Here is a 15,410-nt window from a genome sequence, read left to right as displayed (position 1 = left end):
GTGGACCCGTCGTGCGCCGGCACGCCGTGCGCCGACCCGCCGTGCGTCGACACCACGAATCCGCGGCGGAGTCCCACCCGTTCTCCGGCCGAAGTTCCTTTCCCGAACCGATGGATGAGGCGTCGTGACCACTCGTGTGCTGATCGCCGACGACCAGGCCCTGGTCCGCACCGGCTTCCGGGTCCTGGTGGACGCCGCCCCCGATCTGGAGGTGGTCGGCGAGGCCGCGAACGGGCACGAGGCGGTGCGGCTGGCCCGGGAGGTGGAGGCCGACCTGATCCTCATGGACGTCCGGATGCCGGACCTGGACGGCCTGGCCGCCACCCGACTGATCACCGCCGACCCCGCTCTGGCCCGGCTGAAGGTGCTGATCCTGACCACCTTCGAGATCGACGAGTACGTGTTCGGCGCGTTGCGGGCGGGCGCGAGCGGGTTCCTCGGCAAGGGCGTGGAGGCGGACGAACTGCAGGACGCCATCCGGCTCGTGGCCCGCGGCGAGGCGCTGTTGTCGCCCGACGCCACGCGCAGCCTGATCGAACGTTTCCTGGCCGGCCCGACGGACGACATCGCCCGCGCCCGCGAGCGGCTGGCCGAACTCACCGACCGGGAGCACGAGTCGATGTTGTTGGCCGCGTGTGGGCTGACCAACGAGCAGATCGCGGACCGGCTGGGGATCAGTCGGCTCACCGCCAAGACGCATGTGAACCGGGCCATGGCCAAGCTCGGCGCGCACGACCGCGCCCAGTTGGTGATCATCGCCTACGAGACCGGCATGGTCCGCGTCGGCGACCGCCTGTCCGCGCGGTAGATCGGGGCGCGGCTGCGGCGTTCGCGGTAGTCGGGAAACCCTCCGTCGGGCCGACTGACCCGGGACCGACCGGCGCCAGGCTGGAAGCGGGGTCGAGCCGACCGTGCCGATCCGGGGCTCGCCGCCGTCGTCGGTGTCCCGTCCGGGTGCCGATCGGGCGAACTCGTCGGAGGTTCCACAGTGTCCGCGCTCGCGAAATGGTGCCATCGGCGCCGAGCCCTGGTGGTCTTGGTCTGGGCGCTCGCCCTCGTCGCCCTGGTGGTCGCCGGGCTTCGGGCCGGATCGGCCACCGACGACGGTTTCTCGTTGCCGGGGATGGAGTCCACCCGGGCGATGGACCTGGTGGAGCAGGCGCTGCCGGAGCGGTCCGGCGCGGTGGCGACGGTGGTGTGGCAGGTGGAACCGGGCCACGACGTCCGGGATTCGGTCGTGCGGGAGCGCATGGGCGCGACGCTGGACCGGATCCGCGGGTCGGCGTCGGTCGGCGCCGTGGACGGCCCGTACGGCACCGATCCCGGCGCGGTGGCGCGGATCGCCGAGGGGGGTCGGGTCGCCTACGCCGACGTGACGTTCGCCCGGCAGTCGGCGGAGGTGCCCAAGGCGGACATCCGGCGGGTGATCGACACCGCCCGGGCGGCGCGGACCACGGGCCTGCGGGTCGAGTTGGGCGGCGCGGTGATCAGGGAGGTCACCGAGGACGACTCGGACCATACCGGCGAGGTGATCGGGGTGGTGGCCGCCGCGATCGTGCTGTTCGTCGCGTTCGGCTCGTTCGGCGCGACGGTGTTGCCGATCCTGACCGCGCTGGCCGGCGTGGGCACCGGGCTGATGCTGGTCCGGTTGTTGAGCCACACCATGTCGATCGGCTCGATGGGGCCGATCCTGGGCACGTTGATCGGCCTGGGCGTGGGCATCGACTACGCGTTGTTCATCGTCACCCGGCACACCGCGGGACTGCGCGCGGGCCTGTCTGTGCGCGAGGCGGTGGTCGAGGCGATGGACACTTCGGGCCGGGCGGTGTTGTTCGCCGGCGGCACCGTCGTGGTCGCCCTGCTCGGCCTGTTCGTGCTCGACATGAGCTACATCGACGGCGCCGCGGTGGCCGCGTCGACCACGGTGGTGTGCACCGTGCTCGCCGCGGTGACGTTGTTGCCGGCGCTGCTCGGACTGCTCGGCGAACGGGTGTCGGGTCGGCGCGAACGCCGCGGGTTGTCCGGCCCGGGCCGGCCGTCGGGGCGCGGGCGGGCTCGGGCCTCGGGCCCGGCGCGGGTCGGCGTGTGGGTGCGCTGGGCGGGTGTGGTGCGGCGGCGCCCGCGCGTGTTGACGCTGTGCGCGCTCGGGGTGATCGCGGTGTCGACGATCCCGATGCTCTCGATCCGGCTGGGGTTGTCCGACGCGGGCAACGACGCGACGTCGAGCACCACGCGGCAGTCGTACGACATGCTCGCGGACGGTTTCGGTCCGGGTTTCAACGGCCCGCTGGACCTGGTCGCGAGGGTGCGCTCGGACGCGGACCGGGCGGCGCTCACCACATTGGCCGGTGTCGTGGGTCGCACGCCGGGGGTCGCCGCGGTGGGCGCGCCGGTGTGGTCGCCGGACGCGCGGATCGGCATCGTCCGGGTGTTCCCGACCACGTCGCCGCAGTCCCGGGCCACCTCGGACCTGATCGACCGGCTGCGCGACGGGCCGATCCCGGCGGCCGAGGGGGCCACCACGTTGCGGGTGTACGTCGGCGGCGTCACCGCGACGGGCAAGGACTTCGCCGGCGTGCTGCGGGACAAACTGCCGTTGTTCGTCACGGTGATCGTGGCGCTGGGCTTCGTGTTGCTGCTGCTCGCCTTCCGAAGTGTGGTGGTGCCGATCACGGCCGCGGTGATGAACCTGTCGGCCACGTGTGCGTCGTTCGGGATCGTGGTGGCGGTCTTCCAGTTCGGCTGGGGCGTCGACGCGCTCGGGGCCGGCGCCGCGGGGCCGGTGGAGGCGACCGTTCCGGTGATCATGGTGGCCATCCTGTTCGGCCTGTCCATGGACTACCAGGTGTTCCTGATCAGCCGGATGCACGAGGAGTGGGTGCGCAGTCGGGACAACGCGCGGGCGATCGCGGTGGGCCAGATCGAGACCGGCCGGGTGATCACCGCGGCCGCCGCGATCATGGTCGCGGTCTTCATGGCCTTCGTGTTCGGCGGTCGGCGGGTGATCGCCGAGTTCGGCGTGGGTCTGACCGCGGCCGTCGCACTGGACGCGTTCGTGCTGCGCACCGTCCTGGTGCCGGCGTTGATGCACCTGATCGGGCGGGCCAACTGGTGGTTGCCCGCGTGGCTGGACCGGCGCCTGCCCCGGGTGTCCATCGACGCGCCCGAGACCGCGAAACCCGAGCAGACGAACGGGCCCGGGTAGTGCCGTGCGGTGAGCCGCGGTTCGCTCCCGTCCGGTGCCGGCCGACACCTTGTTCCCAAGGCGTCGGTTCCGGTCCCCCGGCGGTACCGCGGGCACGCTGGGCACCGCGCGCTAACCGCCGGGTGGGTGTCGGTGTCCACGCGACGACGGACACGGCATCGTGTCCGTCGCGGCGGCGACTGTTCCCACCCCGGGGCGATCACCGCATCGGCGTTCAGGCGGCGACGGATTTGGCGAGGTGGACCACACCGTCCTCGGTCGATCCGGGAAGCGGCGCGTACCCCTGACGCCGGTACAGGGCGAGGTTGCGGCTGCTCCCGGTGCCGGTGGACAGGAGGACGCGGCGACATCCCCGACCGGTCGATTCACCGGCGTGCAACAGCCATCGACCCAGGCCGTACCCGCGCAGGTCGGGAACGACGGCGAGCCGTCCGATGTGCAGGTCCGCGCCCGTTCGGCGGGCGCGGACCATGCCGAGCAGTCGCCCATCCCGCCACAGACCCGTGACGTGCCAGTCGGCCAGCCAGGCGCGCACCTCGTCGAGTGATTCCCGCAGTGCGGGCATCGCCAGGGTGTCGTTGGCGAACGCCTCCTCGACCCAGCAGCAACGCTGGAGAACCGTCACTTCCGGCGCGTCGTCCGGGACGAGACGTCGTGCGTAGGATCCGGCGACCGGGCCCGGCACGGCGTTCGCGTGCCCGCGTTCGCGCAGCGGGGTCACGGCGTGGGCGACCCGCACCAGTTCCGCGAGCATCCCCCGGGCGGCGTCGGCAAGATGCGTCGCGGGGCGGAAGCGGTCCCCGTGCATCGCGTCCCCGATCCTGATCGCCACGCTCGCGCCCACGGGGACGAGCCGCAGGGTCGTGACCACCTGCTTGGCGTGCTGAACCGCCCGGGTGCCCGCCGACGTGTTGCCGTAGCTCACGAAACCGACCGGCTTCCAGGCCCATTCGGGGCCCAGATAGTCCAGCGCGTTCTTCAACGTCGCGGGCATCCCGTAGTTGTACTCCGGTGTCACGACGACGAAGCCGTCGGCCCGATCGACGCACCTGCTCCACCGGCGCGTGTGCTCGTGGTGGTACACGCCGGACGACGGGTGCTCCTCCTCGTCCAAGAAGGGCAGCCCCAGATCGCCGAGGGACAGCGGTACGAGGTCCACGCCGAGCGTCGCGACGCTCGGCGCGAGCGTCTCGATCAACCACTCGCCGACGGCCGGGCCGAGGGCTCCGGGGCGTGTGCTGCAGATCAGCACGAGAATACGCACGCGTTTCGTTGACATGTAAACGAAGCTAGGCACTAGATTGATTACATGTCAACGAAAAGTTCGAACGACCCCGTTCGCTGGCTCGATCCCGACGAGGAGCGCGTCTGGCGGGCGTATCGCCGCATGGTCACCGCCGTACAGGCCCGCACCGCCCGCGACCTGGCCGAACTGGGACTGTCCGAGCCCGACTACGAAGTGCTCAGCACCCTGTCCGAACGCACCGACGGCACCGCCACCCTGCGCGAACAGGCCGCCAAGATGGAGTGGTCCCGAAGCCGGCTGTCCCGACACGCCACCCGCATGGAGACACGTGGTCTCATCCGCCGCGCACCGGATCCCGCCGACGGCAGAGGCTGCCTCCTGATCCTCACCGAGAACGGACTCGACACACTCCGACAGGCCGCGCCCGCCCACGTCGCCTCGGTACGACGCCACTTCATCGACCTGCTCGACCCCCGAGAACTCGCGGAACTCGGCCACATCGCCACCAAATTCCCACAAGCACCATCCCCCCGGCGACCACAACCGGACTAGCCACCCCCCGAACACCCCACCGATTCCCCCAAAGCCACCCCACCAACGCCGAACACCCCCACGCACCCGCTCGAATGCCGTTCCGGGGAGTACCCGGTGTCCCTGAGGGTGCAGGTTGCGCGGGGTCGGGCGAGGACGGATCGGGTGAAGTTCGAGGCGAGAACGACGCCTACAAGCATCGGGGCTTTCCGTCACTCGGCCGCCCTCGCAGTACCGATGGCAGTTGCACGAACGCGGCGCGGGGCCACCGAGCAGCATGCGGTCGAAGTCCCGTCACTGGGGCAAAGGATCGATCGCGTCGACGAGGACCGTGCCCCCGGCACGCGAGCGCCCGGCCACGCCGTCAGTGCCTGCGGGAACGATCGTTTGTACGACCGACCGCTCCGGCGCCTCCGCGGTCCCTCAGTGTCGAATCGGGCCGCCGACCGGCACGGGAGCAACGTGGCCGCTTGCCGGGAGCGTGTGTGCCAGGGCGAGGCCGATGTCGACCAACGACGACCGGCGCAGTCCGGAAACGTGAGGGAGCGGGGTCCAGACCGACTCGGCGATGTCGCCGTTCGGCTCCGGTCGGAGCCGGCCGCCGGTGATGCGAACGCGATAGAAGATGCCGACGTTGTGATGCTCCGGTCCACCGGGGAGGGCACGTTCGGCTGCGGGGATCACCCTGGAGTCGACGCCCAGCAGGCGTTGGACCACCGCGTCGCAGCCGCTCTCCTCCGCAACCTCCCGGATCACCGTGTCGAACGGATCCTCCGCGTGCTCGACCCTGCCTCCGGGAAGCGTCCAGTTGCTCTCGCCCTCGGGCGGCACATGGTGGGCGAGGAGGACTCGCCCACCCTCGATACACACGGCATACGCCGCCAGCCGGAAACTCATCCCCCGATCCTCCCTCCGAACCCTGACCCATGGCCGGCAGGTAGTACTTGCGCGTCGTTTCTTCCGGATCGTCGTGCCGCCCGCCGCACCGCGCGGGGGCGAACGACCGCTTCAGAGCACGTTGTTGAGACGTGCTGCGGTGATCCATTTCGGGAACTCGGAGAGTAGCCGGTCGTACAGTTCCTGGTCGGGGACTTTGCCGATGTCGTCGACGGCGAAGAAGCCGGCGTTGTCGATGTGGCGGCCGCGCATGGTGTCGAGGCGTCTGAGGATGCCGTAGTCGGCGTTGCCGAGGCCCACGAACTGCCAGAACGCCGGTTCCGTGGACGCGTCCTTGAGTTCGCGCTTGATCTCGTTGTTGAAGTAGATGCCGCCGTCGGAGAAGAACAGGACCAGGGTGGGGGTTGCGGTGGGATGGTTCCGGATGTAGGAGCGGATCTCGGCGATCACCTTGTGTTCCTCGTTGCCGAATCCGACCGCTGTCATGTCGACTTGACCGGGCCGCAGTCCTTGCTCGGGTTCGATTCGGCCCAGGCGGACGTGGAGCCGCAGCCATTGTGGGAGTTCGCCCGGGTGAAGGTCCGGCAGGCGGGCCGGGTTCGAGGCGAACGTCCAGGCCTGCATTACGCCGTCGTCCTCGAGGTGTGCCGCCACGGCTGCGGTGCGCTCGACTACTTCGGCGACGATGCCTCGGGAGTAGAGCCGCTTCATGGAGCCGGATGCGTCCAGGACGAGGATGACCCGTGCGGTGATTCCCTCCGCTTGTTGCTTTCGTAGGCTTGTCGCCACCTGCTCCTTGCGGAGTGTCAGCCGCTTGCGCATTTCCTCGGGGAGGGTTTCCTCGGTGTTCCGGGGCGGTGCGACGGCGGGGATCGCCGGGGGCGGTGCGAAGGTCACCGGTTGGGTCGGGACCGGCTGGGCGGCGACGGGATCCGCCGTGGGGTCGTTGTGGACCGTGATTCCGAAGTCCGCCGCGAGTCCGGCGAGTCCGGAGGCATAGCCCTGTCCGACGGCGCGGAACTTCCAACCTCCCCGGTGCCGGTACAGCTCACCGCCGACGAAGGCCGTCTCGATCCCGGCGGTCATCTCGAAGCGCGCGATCTCGGTTTCCGTGGCCACGTCGAGGAGTTCGAGGGTCAGGCCCGGTGCGTGGCCGAGTGTGCCGCCGTCGGCCGAGGCACAGACCAGGACTCGGTGTACGCCCTCTTCCATGAGGGCGAGGTTCATGGTGAGCGTGTCGGTGATGCCTTCGGAGGTCTGTTCCCGGCCGAGGTGCGTGACCGCGCCGGAGGGGTGGCGCGGCTGGTTGTAGAAGACGAAGTCGGCGTCCGTACGCACCTGTCCGGTGTCGGTGAGCAGCAGCGCCGACGCGTCGATGTCGGGCACGGCGGGCCCTGTGGACCACGACAGCTGTGCACGGACGTGTGTGGAGTCGATGCGCAGGTTGGCGCCTGGACTCAAGGATGCCGGTGTCATGGCGCAATCCTGCCGAGTGTTCGGTGTTGCGGGGCGATCGGGGCCGCAGCGACGCACGAACGAGATGTCATGTGGCAGTTCTGCCACATAGTTGGGTTGGGGTGTCCGATTACGGACGCTCGGGATCTTCCCCGCGCAACCCGGCTCTGCTCAGCGAGGACGGCTCATGAAGCACCGCGACAACCCGGCGACGGACCACGAAGCGGCCCGCGCCATCGGAATCGTCCCCACCGGGGACCTCGCCGACCGCGGTGAGCCGGGTGCGTACGGGCGACTCGGCGACGTCCTGGACACGCTCCCCTCCCCCGTGTACTGCCTCGCCGGCAACCACGACCGACAGGACGCCATCCGGGCCTGTCTCCCCCGCCCCAACGTGCATGTGGAGCCCGCCGTCCACATCGGGAACCGGCTGATGTTGTTCCTCGACACCAACGCGAACGGCCGCGAACTCGGCGCCGACGGCACCTACCACGATCGCGACGACCGGGTGCATGCCGCCGCCCAGCCCGCGCTCACCCCGATCGAGGACGACCGCGCCCGCGCGATCCTGACCGCTTCGCGAGCGGACCACGTATTCGTCCAGCCGCACCAGCCTCCGCTGCCGCGGACCGCGCCCAACGCCAAGGGCGAGGACTTCCCCACGATCCGCGCGATCGGGGCGGGCCACCTGCACGGCGAGTTGTCCGGCGAGTTCGAGGGCCGCCCGGTGTACGTATCCCCGTCCTCCTTCTACGGCATCGACTACGCCGACATGACCCTCGACGGCCCCGGGTACCGCACCTACACCCTGCACCCGGACGGCCGGGTCGACACCGAGCCGCGTACGGCGGTGGGACCGATCACCGAGGCCGTGCGCGGCAGGCCCCTCCCCCGCCACTTCACCGCGCTGATGACCGGCGAGGAGATCCAGGCCCTGAGCGACACCGAGTTCGAGGAACGCTTCGGCGAGGCCCGCGGGGCGCGCCGGGCGTGAGCGATCACGTGCGGCGGTGCGTACGGCAAGAAGAATCATTACTCCGGCGACATCGCCGTCTTTCGCCCACCTCGTCCCGCAAGCACGTCGTATCCGCATGTCCATGCCTTGGTATGCGAACCTGCCATTACTTGGCGGGAAAGCAACGACAATCACGATGCATTCCTTGACCACTTCCGGTCGGCTGGAGTTTTGGGTCTTGCCAAAAAAAGGCGGGACTGGAAATAATCCGATCACCCCAACAAACGGCCCTACCCGGCCGGGAGAGGAGACGTCATGATGCGTCTCGCCGATCGCCTGCTCAACCGCGTGGCCAAAAAGGCCACGGTCGAAGCCGGCTGTAGCACCCGCACCTGGTGCTCCGGCGGTGTCGCCTACATGAAGGTGTGCTGCTACAACGAGGGTTGTGGTGACACCACGGCCATCGGCCGCTGCTGACCGCGCACCGCCGAACCGCTGCGGATAGGAGGCAGTTCCTATCCGCAGCACCTCGCGGAAGCGATTTCACGGCAACAGAATTCCCCATCGCAACAACTCCCGGCGGGATTGACCACGAGCAATACGCGATCAATACGCGGTCGATACCGGGCTCCCGATCACCCACTGGGTCGACGCTCCGCGGATCGCCCGACAATTGTTCCCGGAACAACATCTCGCACGTGCAATTCGTCCCGTCCCGACCGACGAATCAAACGTGCGTCGATCCCTCGGAACGATCAAGCGATCGCATCCGAATCCATGGTGGTCGGCAACGATTTCGCCGTCCGCCGTTTCCGCCCGGGTCTCCGACTCCGACGTATACGGCAGGCGGCCTTCCACAACACCCGGACGCCTCCGGTGTACCTGCTCGACCGGAATCGAAGCGTGGTGGCCAGTGGCGGTCGTACGACGGACCTGTTCGGCAGAACCCCCGCGCGAACCGACGGATGTCCACCCGCGAGGCAGTGAACGGGTCGGAAGGGTGCAGGAGTTCGAGGATTTCGAGGAGTTCCGGAAGGCCGGACCGGCGAACGCTCGCAGTCGTCGGCGCCGCGGCCGGTGTGCTGGGCGGGGTGGCACTGCACTGGATGCGGCGGCGCTATCCGGTGGCCACGGTCGAGGGGCCCGGCATGGAGCCCACGTTCTTCCCCGGGGACCGGCTCCTGGTCCGTCGCGGTGCCCGGGTCCGGGTCGGTCGGGCAGTAGTGGTGCGGGTCCCGAATCCGGCCGCGCTGCCCGGATTGCCGCCCGAGCTACGGGAGTTGATGCCCCGGACGCAGCACCTGAACGCTCGTCACGCACAACGTGATGGCGAACATGCGAGGTTTTCTCGCGTCGCGAGCCGCCCTGATCAGGCCTCCTGCCTCGGGGTTCGTCGGTGCGGCACCCCGCGCGGCGATGCCAAGGAAGCGCGGGACGACACGGAGAAGAACTTCCGCTCCTCGCCCGCCGTCCGCCGCCCGCGAACGTGCCTACACGCCCCACGCGTCCCGGACGGCGTGCAGGCGCTCTCGCGCGTGTTCGACCCACGCCCGTTCCACGGAGCGGAGGTCGAGCGGGATGTGTACGCGGACGCCGGATTGTGTCGGGTCGCCGACCTCGACGCTGATGGGATCGTCGGATATGACGGTCAGCCAGGGCTGACGGCCCGAGTTCGACCAGTACACGGACACCGGAGGGCCGTACTCGTCACGTTCGCCTTCTTGCAGAAGATCCAGACACTCGGCCCAGTCGTCGAAGTCCTCGCTACGCACCGAGAGTCTCGCGCGAACGGTCGCGAAACTGCTCTCGACCTCCAACTCCGCCTCGAAGTCGCCATACGGGGACGGTGGCTCCCTGGTCAGGCGAACGATCACACTGCCCGATCGATCTTCCAAACGGATGAGTTCACGTGCCGCAAGCGTATTCATGACGTCCCTGATCGACTCCGCGCTGAACACGTCATTCTGGCTGAGGCCACCGACACCCGGCATCGCGCCCCGACCGTACCCCCGGGCGGCGAGGCCGAGATGCGGTGTGTCGGTGCCCGTCCGGAGCCCGGGGCGTCGGCCCGTTCCCCGGGGCGCTTCGGGGCGGGGCGTGTGATCGTGGCGCGCGCCGCCGGGCGGCTTCTGCTTCGGTGGACGTCGTCCCCGTGGAGCGGCACGGTGGTGGGCCGTGCCGCCGGCCCGGTCAGGAGATGTCCGCCAGCGCGACGGAGAACATGACCCGTCGTCCTTCCTTTTCCGTGTGTGTCCACAGTTCGCCGGTGTTCGCGTTCGACGGGTCCTGCTGCGAGGGGTAGTACCACAGCGACATGTCCTCGACCCCGGTCGCCCAGCAGAAGTGCGGCCGTACGCCGTTCTCCGGCGGGCAGTCCTGCGGCGTGTCCGCGAGGTCCGGTCCGACGCGGAACAGTCGACCGGCGGTCGGGTCGTCGCTGCGGCCCATCAGCAGCCGCCCGTCGTTGATCTGCGCGCCCTGGAGGTTCTTCACCGTGTCGGCGCCACCGACGTCCATGGCCTGCCACGCCTCGGACGCCGTGCCCGTCAGCCGGTAGTCGGCCGTGAACGGGAACCTGACGACCCGCGTCGTCAGGGAGTCGGACGCCTGCCGGTACTCGCCGGCCACCAGCGAGTCGGGCGTACTGCTCCGGTCCAGCGCGAGGGAGTCGAAGGTGAGGGACGTATTGTCGCGGTAGTAGGCAACCTGCGGCATGACGTACGTGTGCTTCCCCGCCGTGCACGAGGTCGCGGAGCAACCGACGTTCGTGCCCGTCTCGACGGCGCGGATACGGTTGATGTCGAAGACCCGGATCCCGCCGTTCGTGTCGGTCATGAACACGAAGTTGGCATACCAGGCGAGCCCGCCGCCGTGTCCGGGCGTCGGTGTCATCGTGAGGCCGCTCCCACCCTGGCCGACCTGGACGGGGAGTACCCAGCGAAAGCGCGGCGCGTTCTCGTCGTCGTAGTTCACGAACGCGAGCCGCATGTCGTTGTGCCCGAACGCCGGGGTGTCCGTCTCCGAGGCCGGCACGTTGTCGGTGTTCCGCGTCCAACTCGCGATGATCGCCCGGTGGTTCTGCACCGAGCCGCTGATGTTCGCCTCGCCGGAGACGGCGATGCCCTGCGGCACCCAGGGGCTCGTCGACACGTCGCCCGCCACGCCGTTCTCGCTGTCGCCCCAGCAGATCGTGCGCTGCGCCCGCACCGACTTGGGCAGCGCGACGGCGCGTTCGGGACAGGAAGTGGTCAGCGGCCACGGCGCGCCGTCGAGAACGGCACCGAACGTGGCCGGCCGGGTCCGTGCGTCGAGGGCGGCCAGCGCGCCGGCCGACGTCTCGCTGTAGGCGAGCGTGAAGTCGGATGCCCGGATCGACCGCATGACGGGCGGCGACACGGCGCCGGACGTGGGCGCCGCCGCGGCGAACAGTACGACGATCGCCACGCCCGCCACCCAGGTTCGGCGGATCGCCTGCAGCGCCGTCAGGTTCCGGAGTCTGCCTCGGGAAGCATTGCTCACCGTGCTCCATCCTCTCGATCACGTGCTCGGTACGGCGGGGCCGTCGGCTGTGTCGCAGGAACCAGCGTACGGACGAACTCCCGGGCTCGTTGGTGCCGTTGGCCGGACATGGTCTGCGCGTCCGCGACTCGGGACGGCCCTGGCGGTCGTGGACTTGGCCGCCGCCCGCCGCCTGTCGCCCGTCGCCCGGGTGGGCCAACGCGCCCGCGTCGAGGTCGACTCACGCCCTCATCGGCTCGGCGTCCGCACGGTTTCGACCGCACACCGGAAGACGTAGGCCGTCATCGGGGCGGCAACCGGTCCCCGACCCAGACGGGCCGTCATCTCCTCGACGACGGCGGCCCGAACCCCCGGCCCGTCGCCACGCTCCTCGACGGCCGCGCGCACCGGCGTCCCGGTGAGGAACCCCACGGCGACGTCGGCCACCGACGCGGCCCGGCCCTCCAGCGTCGACTGCCGCGCCTCCTCGACGGTGAACCCGGCGGCCGTCAGGTCGGCGGTCACGACGGCGGGGTCGCCGTAGCCGTGCGGGACCGCCGCCAGGAACCGTGGCGGGTCGACCGGAAAGGCCCGCTCCAACCCGGCCTGCAGCGCGGCTGCGAAGGCGTGCGTGTCCAGCGGACCCCAGGTGTTGAACAGGAACCGGCCGCCCGGCGCCAGCACCCGGCGGACCTCGGTGAAAGCCGCGACCCGATCGGGGAAGAACATCACGCCGAACTGGCAGACCACGAGATCGAAGGCACCGTCCGGAAACGGCAGCCGCTGCGCATCCGCCCGCCGCCAAGCCGCCCCCGGCGCCCGCGCCGACCCGAACGCGACCATGGCCTCGTTCAGATCGGTGGCCGTCACCTCGGCCGCCGGCGCCGCCGCGAGCAGCTCCGCCGTCACCACCCCGGTCCCCGCGGCCAGTTCGAGAATCCGCCGAGCCTCGACCGCCGCCACGCGAGCGGCCAGATCCTCGGCGAAGGGCCGGAACACCACCGGCACGAGGTACTTCTCATAGGCCGCCGGCATGGACTCGGCCCACCGCCGGTCGGCACCACTACCCGACACCCTCATCACGATACCCCTACGACGAGTGAGCGCGCCGACACAAAGCGAACAACGGCCACCGCGCTCTGCCGACGCAGGCAAGCCGGGCCGATCGGTCCGCACCCGGTGGCCGCTCCAGGCCGACGCCAGTGCGCTTCCGGCCGACGACGGGGCCGGACACGGTGACAGCGTGTACGGCGAACCACGGGAAGCACCGCGGGCCGTCGGGGGAGCACGTCCACCGGAGTCCCGTGGCCTGTCACGACCGCCGAGCACCGGGCGCCTTTTCGTCGACGTCCTCGTGCCGCAGTCACACGGCACGTCGCCATCCAGCGCGAACTCGGGGCCCTGGTCCGGCAGATACACGACGGCAAACGCAACTGGCAGGGCCGTTCGGCCGGGAGGCGAAGGCCCGAAAGCTCGTGCAACGCCCCTTTCACGGAGGTGTGTTCGGCTGCGGTGCGGCGATACGGTGTGGCTTGCGTACCTTTGTGGTCCGCATCGAAGGTCCGAGCATTCAGGGACGACGAGAGGTGTCGCCATGCGTACGACATCGGACAGCAGCCCCGTCGACGAGGTTGTCGACGCCTGGCGCGCGGGCGCCGTAGCACCGCGAGGCATGCGCAACCCGGCCGGCTCCCTCTACATCGGAGGGCCGGCAACCGAGCGAGGACTGACGGAGATCGACGTCGCCGCCCAGACCTGTGGCACCGTGTGCTCGATATCCCGCACCCGCATGTGTTGCTGAGCAACCCGAGCGATTCGTCGGTCCCGACGTCGACGGAGGCGACCCCATCGCGGTGATCAGGCCCTCCTCGACGACGCTCTCGCATCACGGCGGGAGCCCGACCAGCGCAACGTCCCGCACCGGTTCATGTCCGCGGGTCGACGCACCCACGCGGACGTTGCCATCCCGGGTCGGTCGGTCGATCGTCGAGGACGTCGAGAGCGGGCCCGGGAAGTCGTCTCCGCCTTGGCGATGCCCCGTGCGATTGCGATTGCCCGAGGCCGTCGCCGTACCGGCCCGCGCGGCGGCCGAGCCGGCTCGGGATCCGACATCATCGCCCCCGGCAACGTCGCCGCAGGCGACGAGCGCCGCACCCAGACTCGGGAGGACCGCGGATGGCCGGCCGAAACACCCGATCGCACAGCGAAGTACCGGACCCCTTCGGCACTTTGCGCCGAGCACTGTGGATCGGCGGCGGCCAGTGGGCCGGGAAGTCGACCGTTGCCGGACTCCTTGCCGTCCGGTACCGCGTCACCGCCTACCACTACGACTACCACGACGCCCGTGGTCACAACGATCGCCGGATCGCCCGTCGCGTCGGCCTCGGCGAGCCCGCCGCCGAGCCCGACCCGGACGAGGTGTGGGTGCACCCCACACCGGAAGAGATGGCCGCCCAAACCCTGGCCGGCTTCCCACACCGGTTCCAGTGGGCACTGGACGACTTGCGCGCGCTCGTCTCCGGCCACCCGATCATCGCCGAGGGCTGGGGGCTCCGTCCCGAACTCGTGGCACCCATCATCGACTCACCGCGCCGGATGGTCGTCATGGTGCCCACTCCGGAGTTCCGTCGACACCAGCTCCGCGAACTGCCCCGAGCCGCCTCGTTCGCGCACCGCGTCAGCGATCCGGTTCGGGCGCAGGCCAACCGGCTCTCCCGCGACCGCCTCGTCGCGGAGGACGCCGTCCGCGCCGCCCACCGACTGGGGATCCGCGTGATCGAAGTCGACGGTTCCCACGATGCCGCCGCGATCGCGGACACCGTCGCCGACCATTTCGGCCCCTACCTCCCGAACCACCTTCCGCACCGACGCCACGAGGCTTGATCACCCGGGCAGGGTTCGCAACGCCGACGCCCAAGTCGCCGGAAGATAAGATTACCCGGCAAAGCATCTATTGGAATGAAATTCCCGTCATGCCCCTTTTTTACTTCACCATGGTGCGATGTCATGTCCGTGCCAGATCGCCCCCGCTCGTCTCGTCACGGGAAGGCAGCAACAACATGGGCAGATTCAGGTATGGAACCGCGGCGTCGGCCATCGTGCTGGCCGCCTCGGGGTTGTGTACGACCGCCGGAGGTACGGCTCACGCGGAAGCCGGTCAGGACAACATCGGCATGTACAAGCAGGAGAAAACCCAGTGGTGTTGGGTCGCCTCCGGCCTGACGATCGCCAAGTTCCAGGGCTTCGGCTCCACACAGACCGACTTCTGCGACCGCGCACAGCCGTACTACGGATGCAACAACCAACCCGCCACGCTCGACGACATGGCCAGGGGTTGGAACAGCCTGGGCATGACCCATCCGGGTTCGGGCCTGAACAGCGCGGCCACGTTCAACCAGGTGTACACCGAGGTCAAGGCGGCCCGGCCGGTCGGCGCCCGGATCGGCTGGACCTCCGGTGGCGGCCACATGAACGTGGTCTACGGCTTCGACACGTCGCGCAACACGATCGCCGTGGGCGACCCGTGGCCGGACACAGCCACGTACACGTGGTGGAACTACGCCGACTACGTGAGCAACAGCTCGTCGAAATGGACGCACTCCCGCATCGGCATCTCCCGCTAA

General features: G+C 69.7%; 14 protein-coding genes. 8 read left to right on the top strand and 6 right to left on the bottom strand.

Features of this window, described 5'->3' with window-relative positions:
• Positions 1-124 precede the first annotated feature (124 nt).
• Both EMA17_RS18080 and EMA17_RS18075 read left to right on the top strand, forming a co-directional pair.
• Positions 125-808, top strand: coding sequence for a response regulator transcription factor (locus EMA17_RS18080; RefSeq protein ID WP_126638085.1), 684 nt, complete (start codon positions 125-127; stop codon positions 806-808).
• A gap of 180 nt (positions 809-988) precedes the next feature.
• Positions 989-3,205: an MMPL family transporter gene (locus EMA17_RS18075; protein ID WP_126638084.1), complete on the top strand. Its 2,217-nt coding sequence runs from the start codon at positions 989-991 to the stop codon at positions 3,203-3,205.
• Between the two features lie 214 nt (positions 3,206-3,419).
• On the opposite strand, the gene EMA17_RS18070 is transcribed toward EMA17_RS18075, so the two are convergent.
• The gene (locus EMA17_RS18070) at positions 3,420-4,484 is read right to left on the bottom strand and encodes a bifunctional NAD(P)H-dependent oxidoreductase/GNAT family N-acetyltransferase (protein ID WP_126638083.1); all 1,065 of its coding nucleotides are present in this window, start codon (positions 4,482-4,484) and stop codon (positions 3,420-3,422) included.
• A gap of 30 nt (positions 4,485-4,514) precedes the next feature.
• Between EMA17_RS18070 and EMA17_RS18065 the strand changes: the two genes are divergently transcribed.
• Positions 4,515-5,003, top strand: a complete 489-nt coding sequence (locus EMA17_RS18065; RefSeq protein ID WP_126638082.1) for a MarR family winged helix-turn-helix transcriptional regulator — start codon at positions 4,515-4,517, stop codon at positions 5,001-5,003.
• A gap of 402 nt (positions 5,004-5,405) precedes the next feature.
• Here EMA17_RS18065 and EMA17_RS18060 read toward each other — a convergent pair whose 3' ends face one another.
• Positions 5,406-5,879: an NUDIX hydrolase gene (locus EMA17_RS18060; RefSeq protein ID WP_126638081.1), complete on the bottom strand. Its 474-nt coding sequence runs from the start codon at positions 5,877-5,879 to the stop codon at positions 5,406-5,408.
• Positions 5,880-5,990: 111 nt separating this feature from the next.
• Positions 5,991-7,355 (bottom strand): VWA domain-containing protein, encoded by a 1,365-nt coding sequence (locus EMA17_RS18055; protein ID WP_126638080.1) that lies wholly within the window; start codon positions 7,353-7,355, stop codon positions 5,991-5,993.
• 166 nt (positions 7,356-7,521) lie between these two features.
• On the opposite strand from EMA17_RS18055, the gene EMA17_RS18050 reads away from it, so the two are divergent.
• Both EMA17_RS18050 and EMA17_RS51820 read left to right on the top strand, forming a co-directional pair.
• Positions 7,522-8,328, top strand: coding sequence for a metallophosphoesterase (locus EMA17_RS18050; RefSeq protein WP_126638079.1), 807 nt, complete (start codon positions 7,522-7,524; stop codon positions 8,326-8,328).
• Between the two features lie 276 nt (positions 8,329-8,604).
• The gene (locus tag EMA17_RS51820) at positions 8,605-8,766 is read left to right on the top strand and encodes a hypothetical protein (protein WP_160161444.1); all 162 of its coding nucleotides are present in this window, start codon (positions 8,605-8,607) and stop codon (positions 8,764-8,766) included.
• 1,013 nt (positions 8,767-9,779) lie between these two features.
• Here EMA17_RS51820 and EMA17_RS52560 read toward each other — a convergent pair.
• The 3 genes from EMA17_RS52560 to EMA17_RS18035 form a co-directional block, all read right to left on the bottom strand.
• Positions 9,780-10,280 carry a DUF5959 family protein gene (locus EMA17_RS52560; protein ID WP_170222189.1) on the bottom strand — a complete coding sequence of 167 codons (501 nt, stop codon included), beginning with the start codon at positions 10,278-10,280 and terminating at the stop codon, positions 9,780-9,782.
• A 199-nt stretch (positions 10,281-10,479) separates the two neighbouring features.
• On the bottom strand, positions 10,480-11,808 hold the full coding sequence (locus tag EMA17_RS18040; RefSeq protein ID WP_126638078.1) for a hypothetical protein: 1,329 nt from the start codon (positions 11,806-11,808) through the stop codon (positions 10,480-10,482).
• Positions 11,809-12,036: 228 nt separating this feature from the next.
• A complete protein-coding gene (locus EMA17_RS18035) occupies positions 12,037-12,867 on the bottom strand; it encodes a class I SAM-dependent methyltransferase (RefSeq protein ID WP_246126743.1) in 831 nt (276 codons plus the stop codon).
• On the opposite strand from EMA17_RS18035, the gene EMA17_RS55955 reads away from it, so the two are divergent.
• The 3 genes from EMA17_RS55955 to EMA17_RS18020 all read left to right on the top strand — a co-directional run bounded on the left by EMA17_RS55955 (position 12,821) and on the right by EMA17_RS18020 (position 15,410).
• On the top strand, positions 12,821-13,588 hold the full coding sequence (locus EMA17_RS55955) for a DUF6229 family protein (RefSeq protein ID WP_371863012.1): 768 nt from the start codon (positions 12,821-12,823) through the stop codon (positions 13,586-13,588). The two genes, EMA17_RS18035 and EMA17_RS55955, sit on opposite strands and share 47 nt — an antisense overlap.
• A gap of 374 nt (positions 13,589-13,962) precedes the next feature.
• A complete protein-coding gene (locus EMA17_RS18025) occupies positions 13,963-14,670 on the top strand; it encodes a hypothetical protein (protein ID WP_126638076.1) in 708 nt (235 codons plus the stop codon).
• 176 nt (positions 14,671-14,846) lie between these two features.
• Entirely contained in the window at positions 14,847-15,410 is a 564-nt protein-coding gene (locus EMA17_RS18020) for a C39 family peptidase (protein WP_126638075.1), read from the top strand.

Origin of the sequence: Embleya hyalina (assembly GCF_003967355.1) — a bacterium.
Classification (GTDB): Bacteria; Actinomycetota; Actinomycetes; order Streptomycetales; family Streptomycetaceae; genus Embleya; species Embleya hyalina.
Note: the sequence above shows the minus strand (reverse complement) of the source record. Positions and strands in the feature narration are given on the sequence as shown.